The organism is Amycolatopsis sp. NBC_01307 (genome assembly GCF_035975215.1).
Lineage (GTDB): Bacteria > Actinomycetota > Actinomycetes > Mycobacteriales > Pseudonocardiaceae > Amycolatopsis.
Map to the genome: position 1 here is coordinate 6,954,030 of NZ_CP108403.1, position 15,397 is coordinate 6,969,426.

15 protein-coding genes are annotated in these 15,397 nt (G+C 70.4%); 6 read left to right on the forward strand and 9 right to left on the reverse strand.

Annotated elements, in window-relative coordinates; all coding sequences use genetic code 11:
* Positions 1–334: 334 nt before the first annotated feature.
* The 6 genes from OG439_RS30085 to OG439_RS30110 form a co-directional block, all read right to left on the reverse strand.
* The gene (locus OG439_RS30085; RefSeq protein WP_326944139.1) at positions 335–784 is read right to left on the reverse strand and encodes a hypothetical protein; all 450 of its coding nucleotides are present in this window, start codon (positions 782–784) and stop codon (positions 335–337) included.
* A 48-nt stretch (positions 785–832) separates the two neighbouring features.
* Positions 833–1,990: a glycosyltransferase family 4 protein gene (locus tag OG439_RS30090; RefSeq protein WP_326944140.1), complete on the reverse strand. Its 1,158-nt coding sequence runs from the start codon at positions 1,988–1,990 to the stop codon at positions 833–835.
* A gap of 74 nt (positions 1,991–2,064) precedes the next feature.
* Positions 2,065–2,715 carry an L-threonylcarbamoyladenylate synthase gene (locus OG439_RS30095; RefSeq protein WP_326944141.1) on the reverse strand — a complete coding sequence of 217 codons (651 nt, stop codon included), beginning with the start codon at positions 2,713–2,715 and terminating at the stop codon, positions 2,065–2,067.
* A gap of 76 nt (positions 2,716–2,791) precedes the next feature.
* Positions 2,792–4,762 (reverse strand): M6 family metalloprotease domain-containing protein, encoded by a 1,971-nt coding sequence (locus tag OG439_RS30100; protein ID WP_326944142.1) that lies wholly within the window; start codon positions 4,760–4,762, stop codon positions 2,792–2,794.
* 236 nt (positions 4,763–4,998) lie between these two features.
* A complete protein-coding gene (gene prmC, locus OG439_RS30105) occupies positions 4,999–5,865 on the reverse strand; it encodes a peptide chain release factor N(5)-glutamine methyltransferase (RefSeq protein WP_326944143.1) in 867 nt (288 codons plus the stop codon).
* A gap of 97 nt (positions 5,866–5,962) precedes the next feature.
* The gene (locus OG439_RS30110; protein ID WP_326944144.1) at positions 5,963–6,313 is read right to left on the reverse strand and encodes a MerR family transcriptional regulator; all 351 of its coding nucleotides are present in this window, start codon (positions 6,311–6,313) and stop codon (positions 5,963–5,965) included.
* A gap of 155 nt (positions 6,314–6,468) precedes the next feature.
* Here OG439_RS30110 and OG439_RS30115 point away from each other — a divergent pair, with 155 nt between their 5' ends.
* From OG439_RS30115 to OG439_RS30140, 6 genes are all read left to right on the forward strand, one after another.
* Positions 6,469–6,990 carry an alpha/beta fold hydrolase gene (locus OG439_RS30115; RefSeq protein ID WP_326951648.1) on the forward strand — a complete coding sequence of 174 codons (522 nt, stop codon included), beginning with the start codon at positions 6,469–6,471 and terminating at the stop codon, positions 6,988–6,990.
* On the forward strand, positions 6,987–7,775 hold the full coding sequence (locus tag OG439_RS30120) for a TIGR03619 family F420-dependent LLM class oxidoreductase (RefSeq protein ID WP_326944145.1): 789 nt from the start codon (positions 6,987–6,989) through the stop codon (positions 7,773–7,775). The genes OG439_RS30115 and OG439_RS30120 overlap by 4 nt, the downstream gene beginning before the upstream one ends.
* Positions 7,776–7,807: 32 nt before the next feature.
* The gene (locus OG439_RS30125; protein ID WP_326944146.1) at positions 7,808–8,800 is read left to right on the forward strand and encodes a glycosyltransferase family 2 protein; all 993 of its coding nucleotides are present in this window, start codon (positions 7,808–7,810) and stop codon (positions 8,798–8,800) included.
* Positions 8,797–9,228, forward strand: coding sequence for a GtrA family protein (locus OG439_RS30130; protein ID WP_326944147.1), 432 nt, complete (start codon positions 8,797–8,799; stop codon positions 9,226–9,228). Before OG439_RS30125 ends, OG439_RS30130 begins: the two co-directional genes overlap by 4 nt.
* Positions 9,229–9,246: 18 nt before the next feature.
* Positions 9,247–10,713 (forward strand): glycan biosynthesis hexose transferase WsfD, encoded by a 1,467-nt coding sequence (wsfD, locus tag OG439_RS30135; RefSeq protein WP_326944148.1) that lies wholly within the window; start codon positions 9,247–9,249, stop codon positions 10,711–10,713.
* A gap of 78 nt (positions 10,714–10,791) precedes the next feature.
* Positions 10,792–11,232, forward strand: a complete 441-nt coding sequence (locus OG439_RS30140) for a hypothetical protein (RefSeq protein WP_326944149.1) — start codon at positions 10,792–10,794, stop codon at positions 11,230–11,232.
* A gap of 226 nt (positions 11,233–11,458) precedes the next feature.
* On the opposite strand, the gene prfA is transcribed toward OG439_RS30140, so the two are convergent.
* The 3 genes from prfA to rho all read right to left on the reverse strand — a co-directional run bounded on the left by prfA (position 11,459) and on the right by rho (position 15,100).
* A complete protein-coding gene (gene prfA, locus OG439_RS30145) occupies positions 11,459–12,529 on the reverse strand; it encodes a peptide chain release factor 1 (protein ID WP_326944150.1) in 1,071 nt (356 codons plus the stop codon).
* An 80-nt stretch (positions 12,530–12,609) separates the two neighbouring features.
* A complete protein-coding gene (gene rpmE / locus OG439_RS30150) occupies positions 12,610–12,840 on the reverse strand; it encodes a 50S ribosomal protein L31 (protein WP_247057148.1) in 231 nt (76 codons plus the stop codon).
* A 205-nt stretch (positions 12,841–13,045) separates the two neighbouring features.
* The gene (gene rho / locus OG439_RS30155) at positions 13,046–15,100 is read right to left on the reverse strand and encodes a transcription termination factor Rho (RefSeq protein ID WP_326944151.1); all 2,055 of its coding nucleotides are present in this window, start codon (positions 15,098–15,100) and stop codon (positions 13,046–13,048) included.
* Positions 15,101–15,397 lie beyond the last annotated feature (297 nt).

Consider the following 15,397-nt stretch of genomic DNA (forward strand, 5'->3'; position numbering starts at 1 on the left):
GCGGAACTACACGGTCGCCACACTGCTGATCGCGGTTCGTCTCAGGAAGCGCGCGGCCGAGGCCGCCACCCTTGACGCGGACCATACCAGCAGGTCAATCAGTGCCGTACAGGCGTACTCCATACCAACCGATCAGCCCAGGACTTAGGTCCCGGGTCGACCCGGGACCCAGGTCCGGTGGGGGCCGGGACCCTCCCGGGAACGTCGCAGGCGAGCCGTCCGGGACCCTTTTCAGGGCCCGCGCGAAAGCGCACGGCCGTGACGCCGGTCACACCCGGGCGGCCGCAGGGCGGTTCACCGTGGGTAACGGAACACCCCGGCGAACCGGACGGCGTCAGGAGGGGATGATCGTCGGGATCTTGGTCTTGCGGAAGGCGGCGAACTCGGCCGCGGCGGCCAGCAGGATGGCCACGATCATGGTGATGCCGAGCGACATCGGGTGCAGCGCGGAGACGCCCTTCAGCAGGGTCAGCGCGCCGAACAGCAGGACGACCTTCACGACGTACCCGCCGAGCGCGATCACCATGACGAACATCGGGTCCTGGCCGGCGCTGAAGCGCATCATGCCCAGGGTCGAGAGCGACGCCAGCATCGCCAGCGCCCCGCCGACGAGCGAGCCCCAGAAGCCCGGCATGCCGTTGAGGACGCTGAAGAGCACGATGCAGACGACCACCGCCGGCGGGGTCACCAGCAGCGAAGCCTTCGTCATGGCGCGGGCCGCCTGCAGCACCACCTTGGCGTGCGGGTTCTCCTGCGCTTCGGTCGAAGTCTCGGTCTCGCTCACAGCTGGCTCCCTGCTCGGTTCGACACCGAGTGTAGAGAACCCCGCGGACTAGGTACGCGGCTGGTGGCGTGAGCGCAGCCGCGGGATGACCGAGACCCCCACCGCGAACACCAGGCCGACGCCGATGATCCAGAGCGCCGCGGCGTCGTCGAACAGGGTCACCGAGACCGCGCCGAACGCCAGGATGCCGGCCCACAAGTAGATCAGCAGCACGGCGCGGCGCTGGGAGTGGCCGATCTCCAGCAGCCGGTGGTGCAGGTGCATCTTGTCCGCGGCGAACGGGCTTTCGCCGCGGCGGGTGCGGCGGACGACCGCCATGATCAGGTCCAGCATCGGGACGAACAGCACCGCCGCCACGACGACCAGCGGGGACAGCAGCGCGATCGCGTCCTTGCCGCTGAACTGCGGGTAGGGCACGCGCCCGGACGCCGACGTCGTCGCGCCCGCGAGCATCAGGCCGATCATCATCGAGCCCGAGTCGCCCATGAATATCTTGGCGGGCTGGAAGTTGTACGGGAGGAACCCCAGACACGCGCCGGCGAGGGTGGCCGCGATCAGCGCCGGCGGGTACGTGCCGACGTCGCCGCCCGAGCTGTCGAGCAGGCCCAGCGAAAACGCGCACGTGGCCGCCGCCGCGATGAAGCCGAGGCCGCCGGCCAGGCCGTCGAGGCCGTCGACGAAGTTCATCGCGTTGACCATCACGACGACCATCACCACGGTGAGCAGCGCGCCCTGGTTCTTGTCGAGCACCAGCACCGAGCCGAACGAGGCGCCGGTGCCGCCCCACGGCACCCAGAACGACACCCACTGCACGCCGAAGATGACCAGGATCCCGGCGCACATGACCTGGCCGGCCAGCTTCGTCCAGGCGTCCAGCTCGAACCGGTCGTCGAGCGCGCCGATGAGCGAGATGACGCCGGCGGCGAGCAGCACGCCGACCGAGTCGAACGAGGCGTCGAAGCCGTGCGACAGCGCGGGCAGCTGGTGGGCCAGGCCCATCGCGGCGGCGACGCCGAGGTAGATGCCGATCCCGCCCATGCGCGGGATCGGCGCGACGTGCACGTCGCGCGCGCGGGGGTTCGCGATCGCGCCGACGCGGATCGCGAGCCGGCGCACGACGCCGGTGAGCAGGTAGGTCACGGCCGTCGCGGTCAGCGCGACGAGGATGTATTCCCGGATCGGGAGAAGACCGGATGTGGGCGGCACGGGTGCGTCACGCTCGCGGGGTCGGGGTCACCCGCGACACGCTATCGTGCCGCGCCCGGCGCCTTGATCCGGCTTCACGCCAACGATTCCGCGGGGACACCGAGCACCTCCGCGATGGCGTCCTTGCTCACGGCGCCTTCGCGCAGCACCACCGGTTCGGTGCCGGTGAGGTCCACGATGCTCGACGCGACGGCCTCGCCGCTGGAGCCGCCGTCGAGGTACACCGCGACCGAGTCGCCGAGCTGCTCCTGCGCGTCCTGCGCCGTGCTCGCCGGCGGCCGGCCGGAGACGTTCGCGCTCGAGACGGCCATCGGGCCGACGTCGCGCAGCAGCTCCAGCGCCACCGGGTGCAGCGGCATCCGCAGCATCACGGTGCCGCGGGCGTCGCCGAGGTTCCACTGCAGGCTCGGCGCGTGCGGGAGCACAATGGACAGATCGCCGGGCCAGAAGGCTTCGATGAGCGCGCGGGCCTGCGGCGGCACGCCGAGGACCAGACCGTCCACAGTGGACCACGAGCCGACGAGCACGCCGACCGGCATGTCCGGGCCGCGGTTCTTCGCGCGCAGCAGCGCCTGGACGGCGCCGGCGTCGAACGCGTCGGCACCGATCCCGTAGACCGTGTCGGTCGGCAGGACGACCAGCCGGCTCGACCGGACCGCGCCGGCCGCGGCGGCCAGCCCGTCCGCCCGGGAGTCCCGCTTGCTGCAGTCGTAGACCACGCTCATGGCGCCAAGGGTAGCCCCGCGCGCCGGAGGGGCCCGCCGCGGCAGGCCCCTCCGGGTCGTGGTCACGAGGTGCGCGTCAGAAGCCGAACGCCGTGCAGCTCGCGGTGGCCGTCTTCGACGGATCGCTCACCGACGTCGCCGTGAGCTTCACGCGGGCGGCCAGGTCACCGCCACTGCGCTTCGCGAAGGCGGGCACCTTCACGAACTGGCCGAACTTCGCCGTGGCCAGCTCGTTCGGCAGCCGGACCTGCCAGCCCTTCGCGTCGGTCGACGCGCTCAGCCGGTAGGTGTCGGTGTCGTACGGCGCCTTCGCGCCCTTCGCCGAACCGGTGTTGAACAGGCCGAAGTCGCAGGTCGCGAGCCCGCCGCGGGCGAACGCCGGCAGCGCCGGGGTCACCGCGGCGCCGCGCGCCTGGTTGCCCGAGCCGTCCAGCGACGCGACCGTGACGGTGTACGAGAGCACGCCCTTGCGGTCCCGGGCGAGGTCGGTGATCAGGAACTTCAGCCGGTTCGCCTGGTCGGTGTACTCGTACGGCGCCGCCGCTTCGGTGCCCGCCTTGAACAGCGCGTCGTTGAGCTGGCGGTAGTCACCGATGGTGATCTTCACCGGTGTGCCGTCCGGCTTGGTGTAGTCGGTGATGCCGATGTCCTGCGGGTTGGCGTCGATCACCCAGTCGAACGGCGCGTTGTCCTGGTTCTTCGTCTTGGTGATCATGACGCCCGAGTCCGGTGCGAAGGAGTCCGCGCCCATCCGGTCGACGACCTCGACGGTGTAGTTGTCGTAGCCGCCGCCGTCGCAGAACGGGTCCTTGGCGCGGTCGCACTTCGGGCTCTTGTCGCCGCCGGTGAGCTTGATGTTCAGCCCGGTGAACGCCCCCGGCTGCGCCTCGGTCTCGCGGGCGGTCAGCCGAGCCGACACCGGGCCGGACGTCGCCAGCTGGTTGCGGTCGAGCTGCAGCACGTCCGCCGGGTCGACGATGCCGAGCTTCAGCTTGTTGCGCAGCTGGTGCTGCGCGCCCATCGAACTGCCCTGCGTGGCCGGGATCTGCCAGCGCGTGTGCGGGCCGCCCGGTCCGTTGAACGTGCCGCGCGACAGCATGTCCCACGGCCCGCTGTAACTGCGGGACGGTGGAACGCCGAACGGGTTGTTGTAGTTGTCGCCGATCCCGAGGATGTGGCTGAACTCGTGGGCGTAGGTCGACTGCCCGGAGCTCTCGGCCTGCACCGAGCTGCCGTTCCCGGCGTTGGGCCAGATGCTGGCGGCCGACGCCCACGACGTCCACGGGACGTACCGGGTGGCGGCGTAGTTGGGCAGGTCGTGATTCGGCGGGCCGAACGCGTCGGGCACGTTCTCCTTGGTGCCGAACTTCATCTCGCCGAACTCCTGCCAGGTCGAGCTCTCGTCCTGGCCGGCGGAGAGGTAGAAGACGAAGTCGAACTGGTTCGCCGTGTCGCCGACGTCGGCGCGCCAGGCGTTCCCGGCGTCGGTGCGGATGTCCCGGTTGCAGTTCGCGCTCGGCGGGCAGGCGTTCGGCTGGAACTCCATGCCGTACTCGTAGGACTGGCCGGGCATCCGGTACGGGCCGAACGCCGTCAGCTGCACGCCGAAGCGGCCGCCGGAGTCCTCCATCCAGTACTCGTTGATGGTGTGCCCGTTGTTGAGGGCTTCGGGCTTGTTGAGGAAGTCCTGGTAGTACTGCGCGACGCCCGCCCGCGGGATGTTCGCGGCTTCGGGGCCGGGATTGCCGAAGACGGTCGACTTCGGCGGCTGCGTGACGACGAAGTCCTGGTCGGGGTAGTCGGCGAGGACGACCGCGCCCTTGAAGACGCGCTGCGTCGGCTTCAGGGCGGGGTCGGCCCAGTTCGTCCCGGGCACCTTGCGGTAGTCGGACCACGTCATGTGGTCCTGGTTCTCCCAGTGCGCGGCGTCGATCGGGGCGGGCCAGCCACGGGTGAGCGGTTCGGCGGCCGCGGTCCCGGCGCCGAGCCCGGTCAGGACCGTGACGGCGGCGAGCAGGGCGAGCGCTTTCGGGGTTTTGGCGCGCATCTGCGGCTCCTTCACTGGGAACCGGCGGGGTCGCGGTGTCCCGTGATCGACCGTATTGAGCCGCGCTGTCGCGGTTCTGCCCCGAAGCGAGGGTTTACCCGCTTGCCCCACGACGAAAGTCTGGCCGGTTTGTCAGGCATCCCCAGGAGCCCGGCGCGGTGGACAAGTCCGGCCGCGGGCCCGACGAGCAGCCCGAACTGTCGGTGCCCTCGGCTAGCGTGGAATTCGGGGGCTGCTCAGCCCAGCCGCTTCGCCGTGACGAACCGCGCGCGGCCCGCCAGGTCGTTGTGGCCCTCGACGGCCGTCAGCACGCGGCGCGCGCGGACCAGCGCCGGGACCGCCGAGCCGTGGGTGTCGTCGTGCTCGATGGCCAGGCCGCCGCCCGGGCGCAGCAGCCGGGCGCCCGCCGCGATCGCGTGGCGGATCACCGCCAGGCCGCTCTCCTCGGCGAACACCGCGCGCGGCGGGTCGTGCTCGGCGACCTCGGGTGGCACCGGCGTGCCGTCCGGGACGTACGGCGGGTTGCACAGCACCAGGTCGACCAGGCCGTCGAGCTCGGCGAACATCGTCGGGTCGCTGATGTCGCCGGAGTACAGCCGGATCGGGGTGTTGCCGGCGTCGGCGTGGACGTCCGCGTTGTGCCGCGCCCAGGCCAGCGCCTGCGGGTCGACGTCCACCGCGTAGACGACGGCGTCCGGGCGCGCGTGCGCGACGCCGAGTGCGAGCGCCCCGGAGCCGGTGCACAGGTCGACGACGACCGGGAACTCCCGGCCCTGCAGGAACTTGACGCCCCACTCGAGCAGCAGCTCGGTCTCCGGGCGCGGCACGAACACACCGGCCCCGACCGCGACGGTGATGTCACCCAGCGCGGCCCAGCCGGTCAGGTACTGCAGCGGGATCCGCTTCGCGCGTTGCTGGACGAGCTGGCCGATGGCCTCGATGACGGGCGGATCGACCAGGGGCACCATCGGCAGCCGCCCGCGTTCGACCCCGAGCACGTGCGCGGCGATCACTTCGGCGTCGAACCGCGGCGAAGCGACGCCCGCCCGCTCGAGAATGCGGGTGGCCTCCATGATGGCCAGGCGCAGCGGCTGCCGATTCACTCGTCGTCCTTCACCTCGTCAAGCCTGGCACACCAGGCGGAACTCCCCCGTCAGGACACGCGCCGGTCCCACGCCGTGCAGCGTATCGAGCGAGCGGTCACCCGCCCTCCTCGGTCAGGTACCCGGCCAAGGTGCTGCGACGACGCTGGAGCGTCCCGATCCGGTCGTCCATCGCCGTCAGCTCGCGGTGCAGCAGCTGCGCGAGCTCCGGGCAGAGGTCGAGGTGGGCCTCCTCGCCGCTCGCGCACTGCAGCGCCGACGCGATGACCTCGGTGGTCAGCCCGGCCCCGAGGAGCCGGCGGATCTGCCGCACCCGGACGACGGCGTCCTCGCCGTAGCACCGGTAACCGTTGCGGTCGCGCGACGCCACCAGCAGGCCCTGTTCCCCGTAGTAGCGCAGCAGGCGCGTGCTGACGCCCGTCCGTTCCGCGAGCTCGCCGATCCGCATGTGTCCCCCGGACTTGACCTTCACACTGATGTGAAGACCTAACGTCGCCGGCATGACCGAACATTTCCACCACGTCGTCCGCGGCACCGGCCCGGGCCTGCTGCTCGCCCACGGCGGGGGCGGCAGCCGTCGACGCCGGTCTGGAGCGGTTCGCGATCCTCGGCTACTCCCTCGGCACGGCCGTCGCGGTCCGTGCCACCACCCGGCACCCCGATCGTGTCACCGGGTTGATCCTGACCAGCGGTTTCGCCCGGCTCGACAACCGGATCCGGCTCGCTGTCGACGTCTGGGCCGCGCTGCTGCACGACGACCCGAAGCTGCTCGCGAAGTTCCTCACGCTGGTCGCGACCGGCCGCGACCACCTCGAAGCCCTGACGCCCGGGCAGCTCGAGACCGCCGTCGACCAGCTCGCCGCGTTCGTCCCCGACGGCAGTCCCGAGCACGTCGCCCTGGTCGCGAAGGTCGACACCCGCGCCGAGCTGGCCGGGATCGCCGTGCCTGCGCTCGTCGTCGCCACCACCCTCGACGGGCTCGCGTCGCCCGCGCTGTCGCGGGAGCTCGCGGACGGCATTCCCGGCGCCGAACTCGTCGAGGTCGAAGCCGGGCACAACATCGGCGCCGAAGCCCGCGACGAGTGGCTCGCCGCGATCGAAAAGTTCCTCGGGAGGCTGTCGTGAACCTCGAAGTCGTACTGCCGAACGAGCAGCCGGACCTGCCGCCCGAACGGCCCGCCGAGCTGGCGCGGCTCGCCGAGGACCTCGGCTACCGCACGGGGTGGCTGCCCGACCACCTGATCCCGCCCGGCGCGTTCGGCGACGTCTTCGGCGGGGTCTACGAACCGCTCGTCACGCTCGCGCACATCGCCGCGCTGACGAGCCGGATCCGGCTCGGGACGTCGGTGCTGATCGTGCCGCTGCGGGAGCCGTTCGCGCTGGCCAAGCAGGTCGCGACCCTCGATGCGCTGTCCGGGCACCGGTTCGACCTCGGCGTCGGTACCGGCTGGAACGAGCCCGAGTTCGCCGAGGTCGGGGCGGACTTCCCCGGTCGCGGGAAGCGGACCGACACCACCCTCGACCTGCTCGCGGAGCTGTTCCGCACCGGCCGCGGCCCCGGCGGCGGCCACTTCGAGCCGCGGCCGGCGGGACCGGTGCCGATCGCCGTCGGCGGCAACTCCACGATCGCGCTGCGCCGCGCGGCCCGCGTCGGTTCGGCGTGGCAGAGCGCCGGGCTGTCCCCCGCCGAGTTCGGCGAACGGGCCGGGAAGCTCGGGGAGCTGGCCGCCGGCCGCGACGTGCGCCCGACCGCCCGGATGGAGTGGGACGGGACCGATCTCGACGCCGCCGTCGCCCGGTTCCGGGCGTATACCCTGGCCGGGGCGGACGCGGTGGCCGTCCACTTCGGCCCGGCCGAGGCGTTCGACCGGCGGATGACCGCGTTCGCCGAGGCCGTCGCCGGTCTTTAGGATGCCCGAGACGCCGAACCCCGGGAGCGCCAGTGCCGACAGAGCCGACCACGCGCCGCCGGGTCGCGTTCATCTTCCCGATCTACAACGAGGAAGGGAACATCGAGCTGCTGCAGCGCACGGTCGACGAGGTCACCGCGCCGCTGGCCGGGAAGTACGACTTCAGCTTCATCTACGTCGACGACGGCAGCAAGGACGGCTCCCTGGCCGCGCTCACCGGGCTGAGCGCCCGCGACGGCCGGATCACGGTCATCGAGCTGTCCCGCAACTTCGGCCACCAGATGGCCGTCACCGCCGGGCTCGACCTGGTCGACGCGGACGCCGCGGTCATCATGGACAGCGACCTGCAGGACCCGCCGCGGGTGGCGCTGGAGCTCATCGAGAAGTGGGAAGAGGGCTTCGACGTCGTCTACGCGCAGCGGCGGTCGCGCCAGGACTCGCCGTTCAAGCGGCTCACCGCGAGCGCGTTCTACTGGTTCCTCGGCAAGATGGCCGCCGTCGACATCCCGAAGAACACCGGCGACTTCCGGCTGGTGGACCGCAAGGTCGTCGACGAGCTGCGCAAGTACCGCGAACGCGACCGGTTCCTGCGCGGCCTGGTCAGCTACATCGGCTTCAAGCAGACGGCGGTGTTGTTCGACCGCGACAAGCGCCACACCGGCGCCACCGGCTACCCGCTGACGAAGATGATGCGGTTCGCCGCCGACGGCATCGTCGGGTTCTCGACCACGCCGCTGCGGATGATCACGCGGATGGGGTACCTGTTCTCGTTGCTGAGCTTCCTCGGCGTGCTCTACGTCATCGGCGTCAAGCTGTTCGCGCCCGCGACCGCGGTGCCCGGCTGGGCCTTCATCACCATCGCGATGTTCTTCCTCGGCGGCGTCCAGATCATCATGCTCGGCGTGCTCGGCAGTTACATCGGCCGGACGTACTCGCAGGTGCAGAACCGGCCGTTGTACAGCGTCGCGTCGGTGCGGACGGGCGCGAACGAGGCCGCCGAGGACAGCCGGAGCACCGTCCGATGAGGCTCGTCACCGCCACGCAGGTGCGTTTCGGCATCGTCGGGATCGGCAACACGCTGGTCGACGTCCTCGGGTACGCGCTGCTGGCCACGCTCGGCGTGCCGACGTTCGTCGCGAACTTCATCTCCACGACGGTCGGCATGCTGCTGTCGTTCACGTTGAACCGGAACTTCACGTTCCGGGCGAAGGACGGCGACGTCCGCCGCCAGGCCGTGCTGTTCTTCGTGGTCACCGCGTTCGGGCTGTGGGTGGTGCAGTTCCTCGTGATCACCCTGGTGAACCACCTGTTCCCGGGGATCAACCTGCTGGTGCCCAAGGGCGCCGCGATCGTCGTCGGGCTGTTCTGGAACTACCTGCTCTACCACTACGTCGTCTTCCGCCACCGGCCGGTGACGCCGGTACCCGGTGCGACACCCGCCGACTCAGCGTGATCTCGTACGCTGACCTGCGTGCGATCCCGTGAACTGCGCTTCGGCCTGGGCGTCTTCGTCCTTTCCCTGGGCGTCCTGCTGCTCCGGTTCCTCGTGCCGAGGCCGGTCGGGATGGCCGACAACGGCGACGGCTGGCGCCTGCTGTGCGACCTCGGCGGCCGGCACCCGGAGCTGAAGCCCGAGTTCTACGTCCACTTCAGCTACGGGCCGGGTTCGGCCTGCAAGAGCGACTACATCTCGAGCCAGGCGTGGCTCGACTGGTTCGCGAGCAAGCTCGGGCACGTGCTCGGCTCGTCGGCCGAGCTGAACCTGCTGGTGCTCGGCGCGATCACGTGCGTGCTGGTCGCCGTGGGCGTCGCGGCCACCGTGCTGGGCCTGGACCTGAGCCGCCGCAACCGCGTCATCGCCGCCGTCCTGCTGCTTCTCGTGATGGCCGACTCGGCGTTCTTCGGCTACTTCGCCTCGGTGCTGAGCGAAGGCGCCGGGTTCGTCGGGATGCTGCTGACCGCGGGCGGGCTGCTGCTGATGCACCGCACGGGCGCGTGGCGCTACTGGGGCGCGGCGCTGACCGTCGTGGGTGCGCTGATCGGCATCAACGCGAAGTCGCAGACGCTGCTGCTGATCCCGCTGTTCGTGATCGCGCTGGCGCTGGTCCGGCCGCTCGGCGCGAAGGGCCGCGCGCGGTGGCTGGTGCCGCTGGGCGTGCTGGTGATCGTCGGCGCCGGGACGGCGATGGTGCAGTCGAAAGGCGACCCGGCGAACGCCGAGTACCGCGAAGCCAACATGTTCCACGTGGTGTTCGACAGCATCGTGGACGGCAAGCACGACACCGACGCCGACCTGACCGCGCTGGGCCTCCCGCCGGACGCGAAGAAGTTCATCGGCAAGGGCTGGTGGGAAGCGAGCCCCTGGACGGACCCGGGCTACAACACCTACCGCGACAAGATCAGCCGCCGCAACGTCGTGCAGTACTACGCGTCCCACCCGACCCGCACGCTGCAGGTCCTCCAGCAGGGCGCGGTCGACACGCTCACGGCCCGCCCGTCGCGGCTGGGCAGTTTCGCCGAGTCGGCCGGCTACCCGCAGATGGCCCAGGAGTACCGGGTGCCGGTGCTGTCGGGCCTGTCCGCGCTGGCCGCGCCGCTGGGCCTGTTCGCGCTGGTCCCGTTCTGGCTGCTGATCGGCTGGGCGGGCATCCGCGCGTTCCGTAGAAAGGCGCGCGAGTACGGGACGGTGGTGTTCTTCCTGCTGCTGTTCGCGATCGGCCAGTTCGGCCTGTCGGCGCTCGGCGAGGGCGTGGAAGGCGTGAAGCACCAGCTGCTGACGCTGTTCCCGACGTTCCTGGCCTTGGTGTTCGCGGTGCTGAGCTTCTTCCCGCGGCCGTCCCGGGCGGTTCCGGAAGACGCCGCGGAAGAGCCGGAGTCCGAGGCCATGACCGAGGTCTTCGACGCCTTCCGGGAGCCGGAGAAGCCCGCCGTCCGCTAAACCGTTCCGGCCTCCCGGGCGTGGGGAAGGCGGTGGTCCGGGAGCAGCCCGGACACCGCTTACCTGTGGGAGGCAAGTATGCGGTCAGCAGTGCGGAAGTTCGCCGTCGTCGCCGGTGTCGTCGTGGCGGCGACTCTCGTCGCGGTGCCCGGCGCGGAGGCCGCGCCGGTGACGACCTGTCCGGGCACCGAACTCCACAAGGAGGGCTTGCCCAAGCCGCTGAAGAACCAGCTCGGCGAGCAGGCCGGCACCCTGCGCCTGTGGTACTCCAGCGCGAACGGCGGCACCAACTGCGCGAAGGTCTACGACGACGCGTCCGGGTCGCACTCCATGTCGGTCAGCATCCGGACGGACACCTCCGCCACGGTGACCGACTCCGGCACGTTCTCCACCTTCGCCGGCGGAGTGGTGGTGACCGGGACGAACGGCCACTGCATCTACGTCTCCGGCAGCCTCTCGCTGGGCACCGGCCAGGTCAACCAGTTCCGCGCCTCGGCCGGACCGGTCGCCTGCGGCTGACGTGACGAGCCCGCCGTCCGCCGAGCGGGCGGCGGGCCTCAGCCGGACTGCGACGTGTTCGAGGCGTTCCGGGAGTCGCTGACGCGATGCAGTGTCGACCCCGCAATCACGCGAGTCGACTGCTCAATCACGCGTGTCGGCGTTCCGTGCACGCCCGGCCCGTGGTTGAAGGGTCAGCTCGCGTGATCAGAAGGTCGACACGCGTGCTTGGAGCGACGACACGGCCTCAGCCGGATTGCGAGGCCAGGCGCTCTTCGCGGTCCGCGGTCGCCAGGGCGTCCAGGACGCCGTCCAGTTCGCCGTCCAGGACCTGGTCCAGGTTGTACGACTTGTAGTTCACCCGGTGGTCCGAGATGCGGTTCTCCGGGAAGTTGTACGTCCGGATGCGCTCCGAACGGTCGACCGTGCGGACCTGGGAGCGGCGGGCGTCGGACGCCTTGGCCGCGGCCTCCTCCTCGGCGACCGCCTGGAGGCGGGCCTGCAGGACCTGCAGCGCGCGGGCGCGGTTCTGGATCTGCGACTTCTCGTTCTGGCACGAGACGACGATGCCGGTCGGCAGGTGGGTGATCCGCACCGCCGAGTCGGTCGTGTTGACGCTCTGGCCGCCCGGGCCCGACGAGCGGAAGACGTCGATGCGCAGGTCGTTCGGGTCGATCTCGACCTCGACCTCTTCGGGCTCCGGGTAGATCAGCACCCCGGACGCCGACGTGTGGATCCGGCCCTGCGACTCGGTCGCCGGCACGCGCTGGACGCGGTGCACGCCGCCCTCGAACTTCAGCCGCGACCAGACGCCGTCGACGACCGCCGACTTCGTCTTGATCGAGAGCGTGACGTCCTTGAAGCCGCCCAGGTCGGAGTCGACCGAGTCGAGCACCTCGGCCTTCCAGCCGTGCCGCTCGGCGTAGCGCAGGTACATCCGCAGCAGGTCGCCGGCGAACAGCGCCGACTCCTCGCCGCCTTCGCCGGACTTGATCTCCATCACGACGTCGGAGCCGTCGTACGGGTCGCGCGGCAGCAGCAGCTCGGTGAGCTTCGACTCCAGCTCGGGGATCCCCGCGGCCAGCTCGTCGGCCTCCGCGGCGAACCCGGAGTCCTCCGCGGCCAGTTCGCGCGCGGCCACGAGGTCTTCACGGGCGGTGTCGAGCTGGTGGACGGCGCGCACCACGGGCGTCAGCTCGGCGTAGCGGCGGCCGAGCTTGCGGGCGCGCGCCTGGTCGGCGTGCACCGCCGGGTCCGCGAGCTGGGTCTCCAGCTCCGCGTGTTCGGCGAGCAGCCCCTTGAGCGAGCTCGAATCCACCTCTGCCACCTCTCAGGCCCGGTTTTTCAGACAAAGAAACGGCGCCCACCCGAACGTGCGGGTGGGCGCCGTTGACCAAGCTACTTGGCTTCGGCGTCCTTCTTCTGACGCTTGCCGTAGCGAGCCTCGAAGCGCGCGACGCGGCCACCGGTGTCCATGATCTTCTGCTTGCCCGTGTAGAACGGGTGGCAGTTGGAGCAGATCTCGACGTGGATGGTGCCGCTGGTCTTCGTGCTACGCGTGGTGAAGGTGTTACCGCAGTCGCAGTCGACGTTCGTGACCACGTACTCGGGGTGAATGCCGCTCTTCATGGTGTCCTCTCTCGTTGGCTCCGGGTCCCCAGTCTTCGAGCGGGGTGAACCGGTGCCGGACTTCAGCGGGTTATTCTGCCAGACAGGCTGACAATGACTTGAACAGACCCCGTTGACCTGGTATTCCCGGCCGGGAAAGCCGTGAAGGCCCCCTTCCCGGCCATAAGAGCCGGTAAGGGGGCCTTCACGGACTTGCGACCGGAACTCAGTCGTCCTCGTTGCCGCCGAGGGCGGTCTTCGAGACCTGCATGAGGAACTCGGTGTTCGTCTTCGTCTTGCGCAGCCGGGAGATCAGCAGGTCGATGGCCTGCTGCGAGTCGAGCGCGTGCAGCACCCGGCTCAGCTTCACGGTCACGGCCAGCTCGTCCGGGTTGAGCAGCAGCTCGTCCTTGCGGGTACCGGACGGGTTGACGTCGACGGCCGGGAACACGCGGCGCTCGGCGATCTTGCGGTCGAGCTTGAGCTCCGCGTTACCGGTGCCCTTGAACTCCTCGAAGATGACCGTGTCCATCGTCGACCCGGTCTCCACCATCGCCGTGGCGAAGATGGTCAGCGAGCCACCGTTCTCGATGTTGCGCGCCGCGCCGAGGAACCGCTTCGGCGGGTAGAGCGCGGTCGAGTCGACACCACCGGACAGGATCCGGCCGGACGCCGGGGCCGCCAGGTTGTACGCACGGCCGAGACGCGTGATCGAGTCGAGCAGCACGACGACGTCGTGGCCCATCTCGACCAGGCGCTTGGCCCGCTCGATGGACAGCTCCGCGACCGAGGTGTGGTCCGCCGGCGGCCGGTCGAAGGTGGAGGAGATGACCTCGCCCTTCACCGAGCGCTGCATGTCCGTGACCTCTTCCGGACGCTCGTCCACGAGGACGACCATCAGGTGGCACTCGGGGTTGTTCGTCGAGATCGCGTTCGCGATGTCCTGCATGATCGTGGTCTTACCGGCCTTCGGCGGCGACACGATCAGGGCGCGCTGTCCCTTGCCGACCGGCATGATCAGGTCGATCACGCGGGTCGTGAGCTTGTGCGACTCGGTCTCGAGGCGCAGCCGCTCGTTCGGGTACAGCGGGGTCAGCTTGGTGAAGTCGGGGCGGCGCTTGGCCTCGTCCGGCTCCAGCCCGTTGATCGAGTCGACGCGCACCAGCGGGTTGAACTTCTGCCGCTGCTGCTCGCCGTCCCGCGGCTGACGCACGACGCCGGTGATGGCGTCACCACGGCGCAGGCCGTACTTGCGGACCAGCGAAAGCGAGACGTACACGTCGTTCGGGCCGGCGAGGTAACCCGACGTCCGGACGAACGCGTAGTTGTCGAGCACGTCCAGGATGCCCGCGACGGGCAGCAGGACGTCGTCCTCGCGGATCTCGGTGTCCGGCGAACCGCCGACCTCGCGCTGGCCACCGCCGGTGCCCCGGCGACGACGGTCGCGGAAGCGACGGCCGCGACGGCCGCCTTCCTCGTCGTCGTCCTGCTGCTGCTGGGCGCGGTTGTCACGGTCGCGGTCGCGGTTGTTGTCCTGCCCGCGGCTGCCACCGTCCTGCTGGTTGCGCTGACGGTTGCCGTCCTGGCCCTGCCGGTTGTCGTTCCGGTTGCCCTGACGCTGGTCGCGCTGCTGACGGTCGCCGCTCTGCTGGCGGTCACCGCCCTGCTGACGCTCGCCGCTGCCCTGACGCTCGCCACCCTGCTGGCGGTCGCCGCCGTTCTGGCGGTCACCACCCTGCTGGCGGTCGTTCTGGCGGTCGGCGCCGTTCTGGCTCTCGGGCGCACCGGCGGCGCGGTTGGAACCGCGGCGACGCCGGCTGCGGCCGCCCTCCTCGGGCGCGCCGTCCTGGCCCTGCTGGCCGTCCTGCTTGTCCTGCTGCGGGCGCTCGGCCTGCGGCTGGGTGTCTACGACGGGCGCAGCCGGCGCCTCGACGGACGCCTCCGGGACCACGGCCTTCTTCGGCTCCGGCTTGGTCGCCGGGGCCGCGGCCTTGGCCTCGCTCTTCGGGGCCGCCTTGGGCGGTTCGCCGACGCCTTCCAGAGGCAGGGTCTCGTTCGCCGCACGCTTGCGAGACTTGCCCTGACGCTCACGGATCGCGGCGATCAGGTCGCCCTTGCGCATACCCGTCGTCTCGCCGACGCCGAGCTCCCCAGCCAGCGAACGCAGTTCGGCCACAGTCTTGCCGGTCAACCCGCCGACCGTCTTCTTGGGAGCGGGGGCCGTGCCGTTCGACTCTGCGGCGCCGTTACCCACGTCGCTCAAAAGATCGGTGTTGCTCACACATGTCCTTCCTGACCGATCCACGCCTCCAGGCGGATCAGCGGACTGCCGCTCGCTTCTGATCGCGAACCGGCGTAACTGCCCCCCGATACGGGAGATGAGCTCTTCGGCCGTGCGAAACACAGCTGGAGCGCCTCCACCACAGGGGTTTGCGTCCTCCATTCGGAGGATGCGGAATCCGACACCGCCGAGACCGGAAACCCGCCTGCGTCCCTCCGCGTTACCCCGCTTGCCAGGCGGTGCGGATCTGGCGGATCGACGAAGGATGCGATCCGGGAAACTCCCCTGGACCGGCAT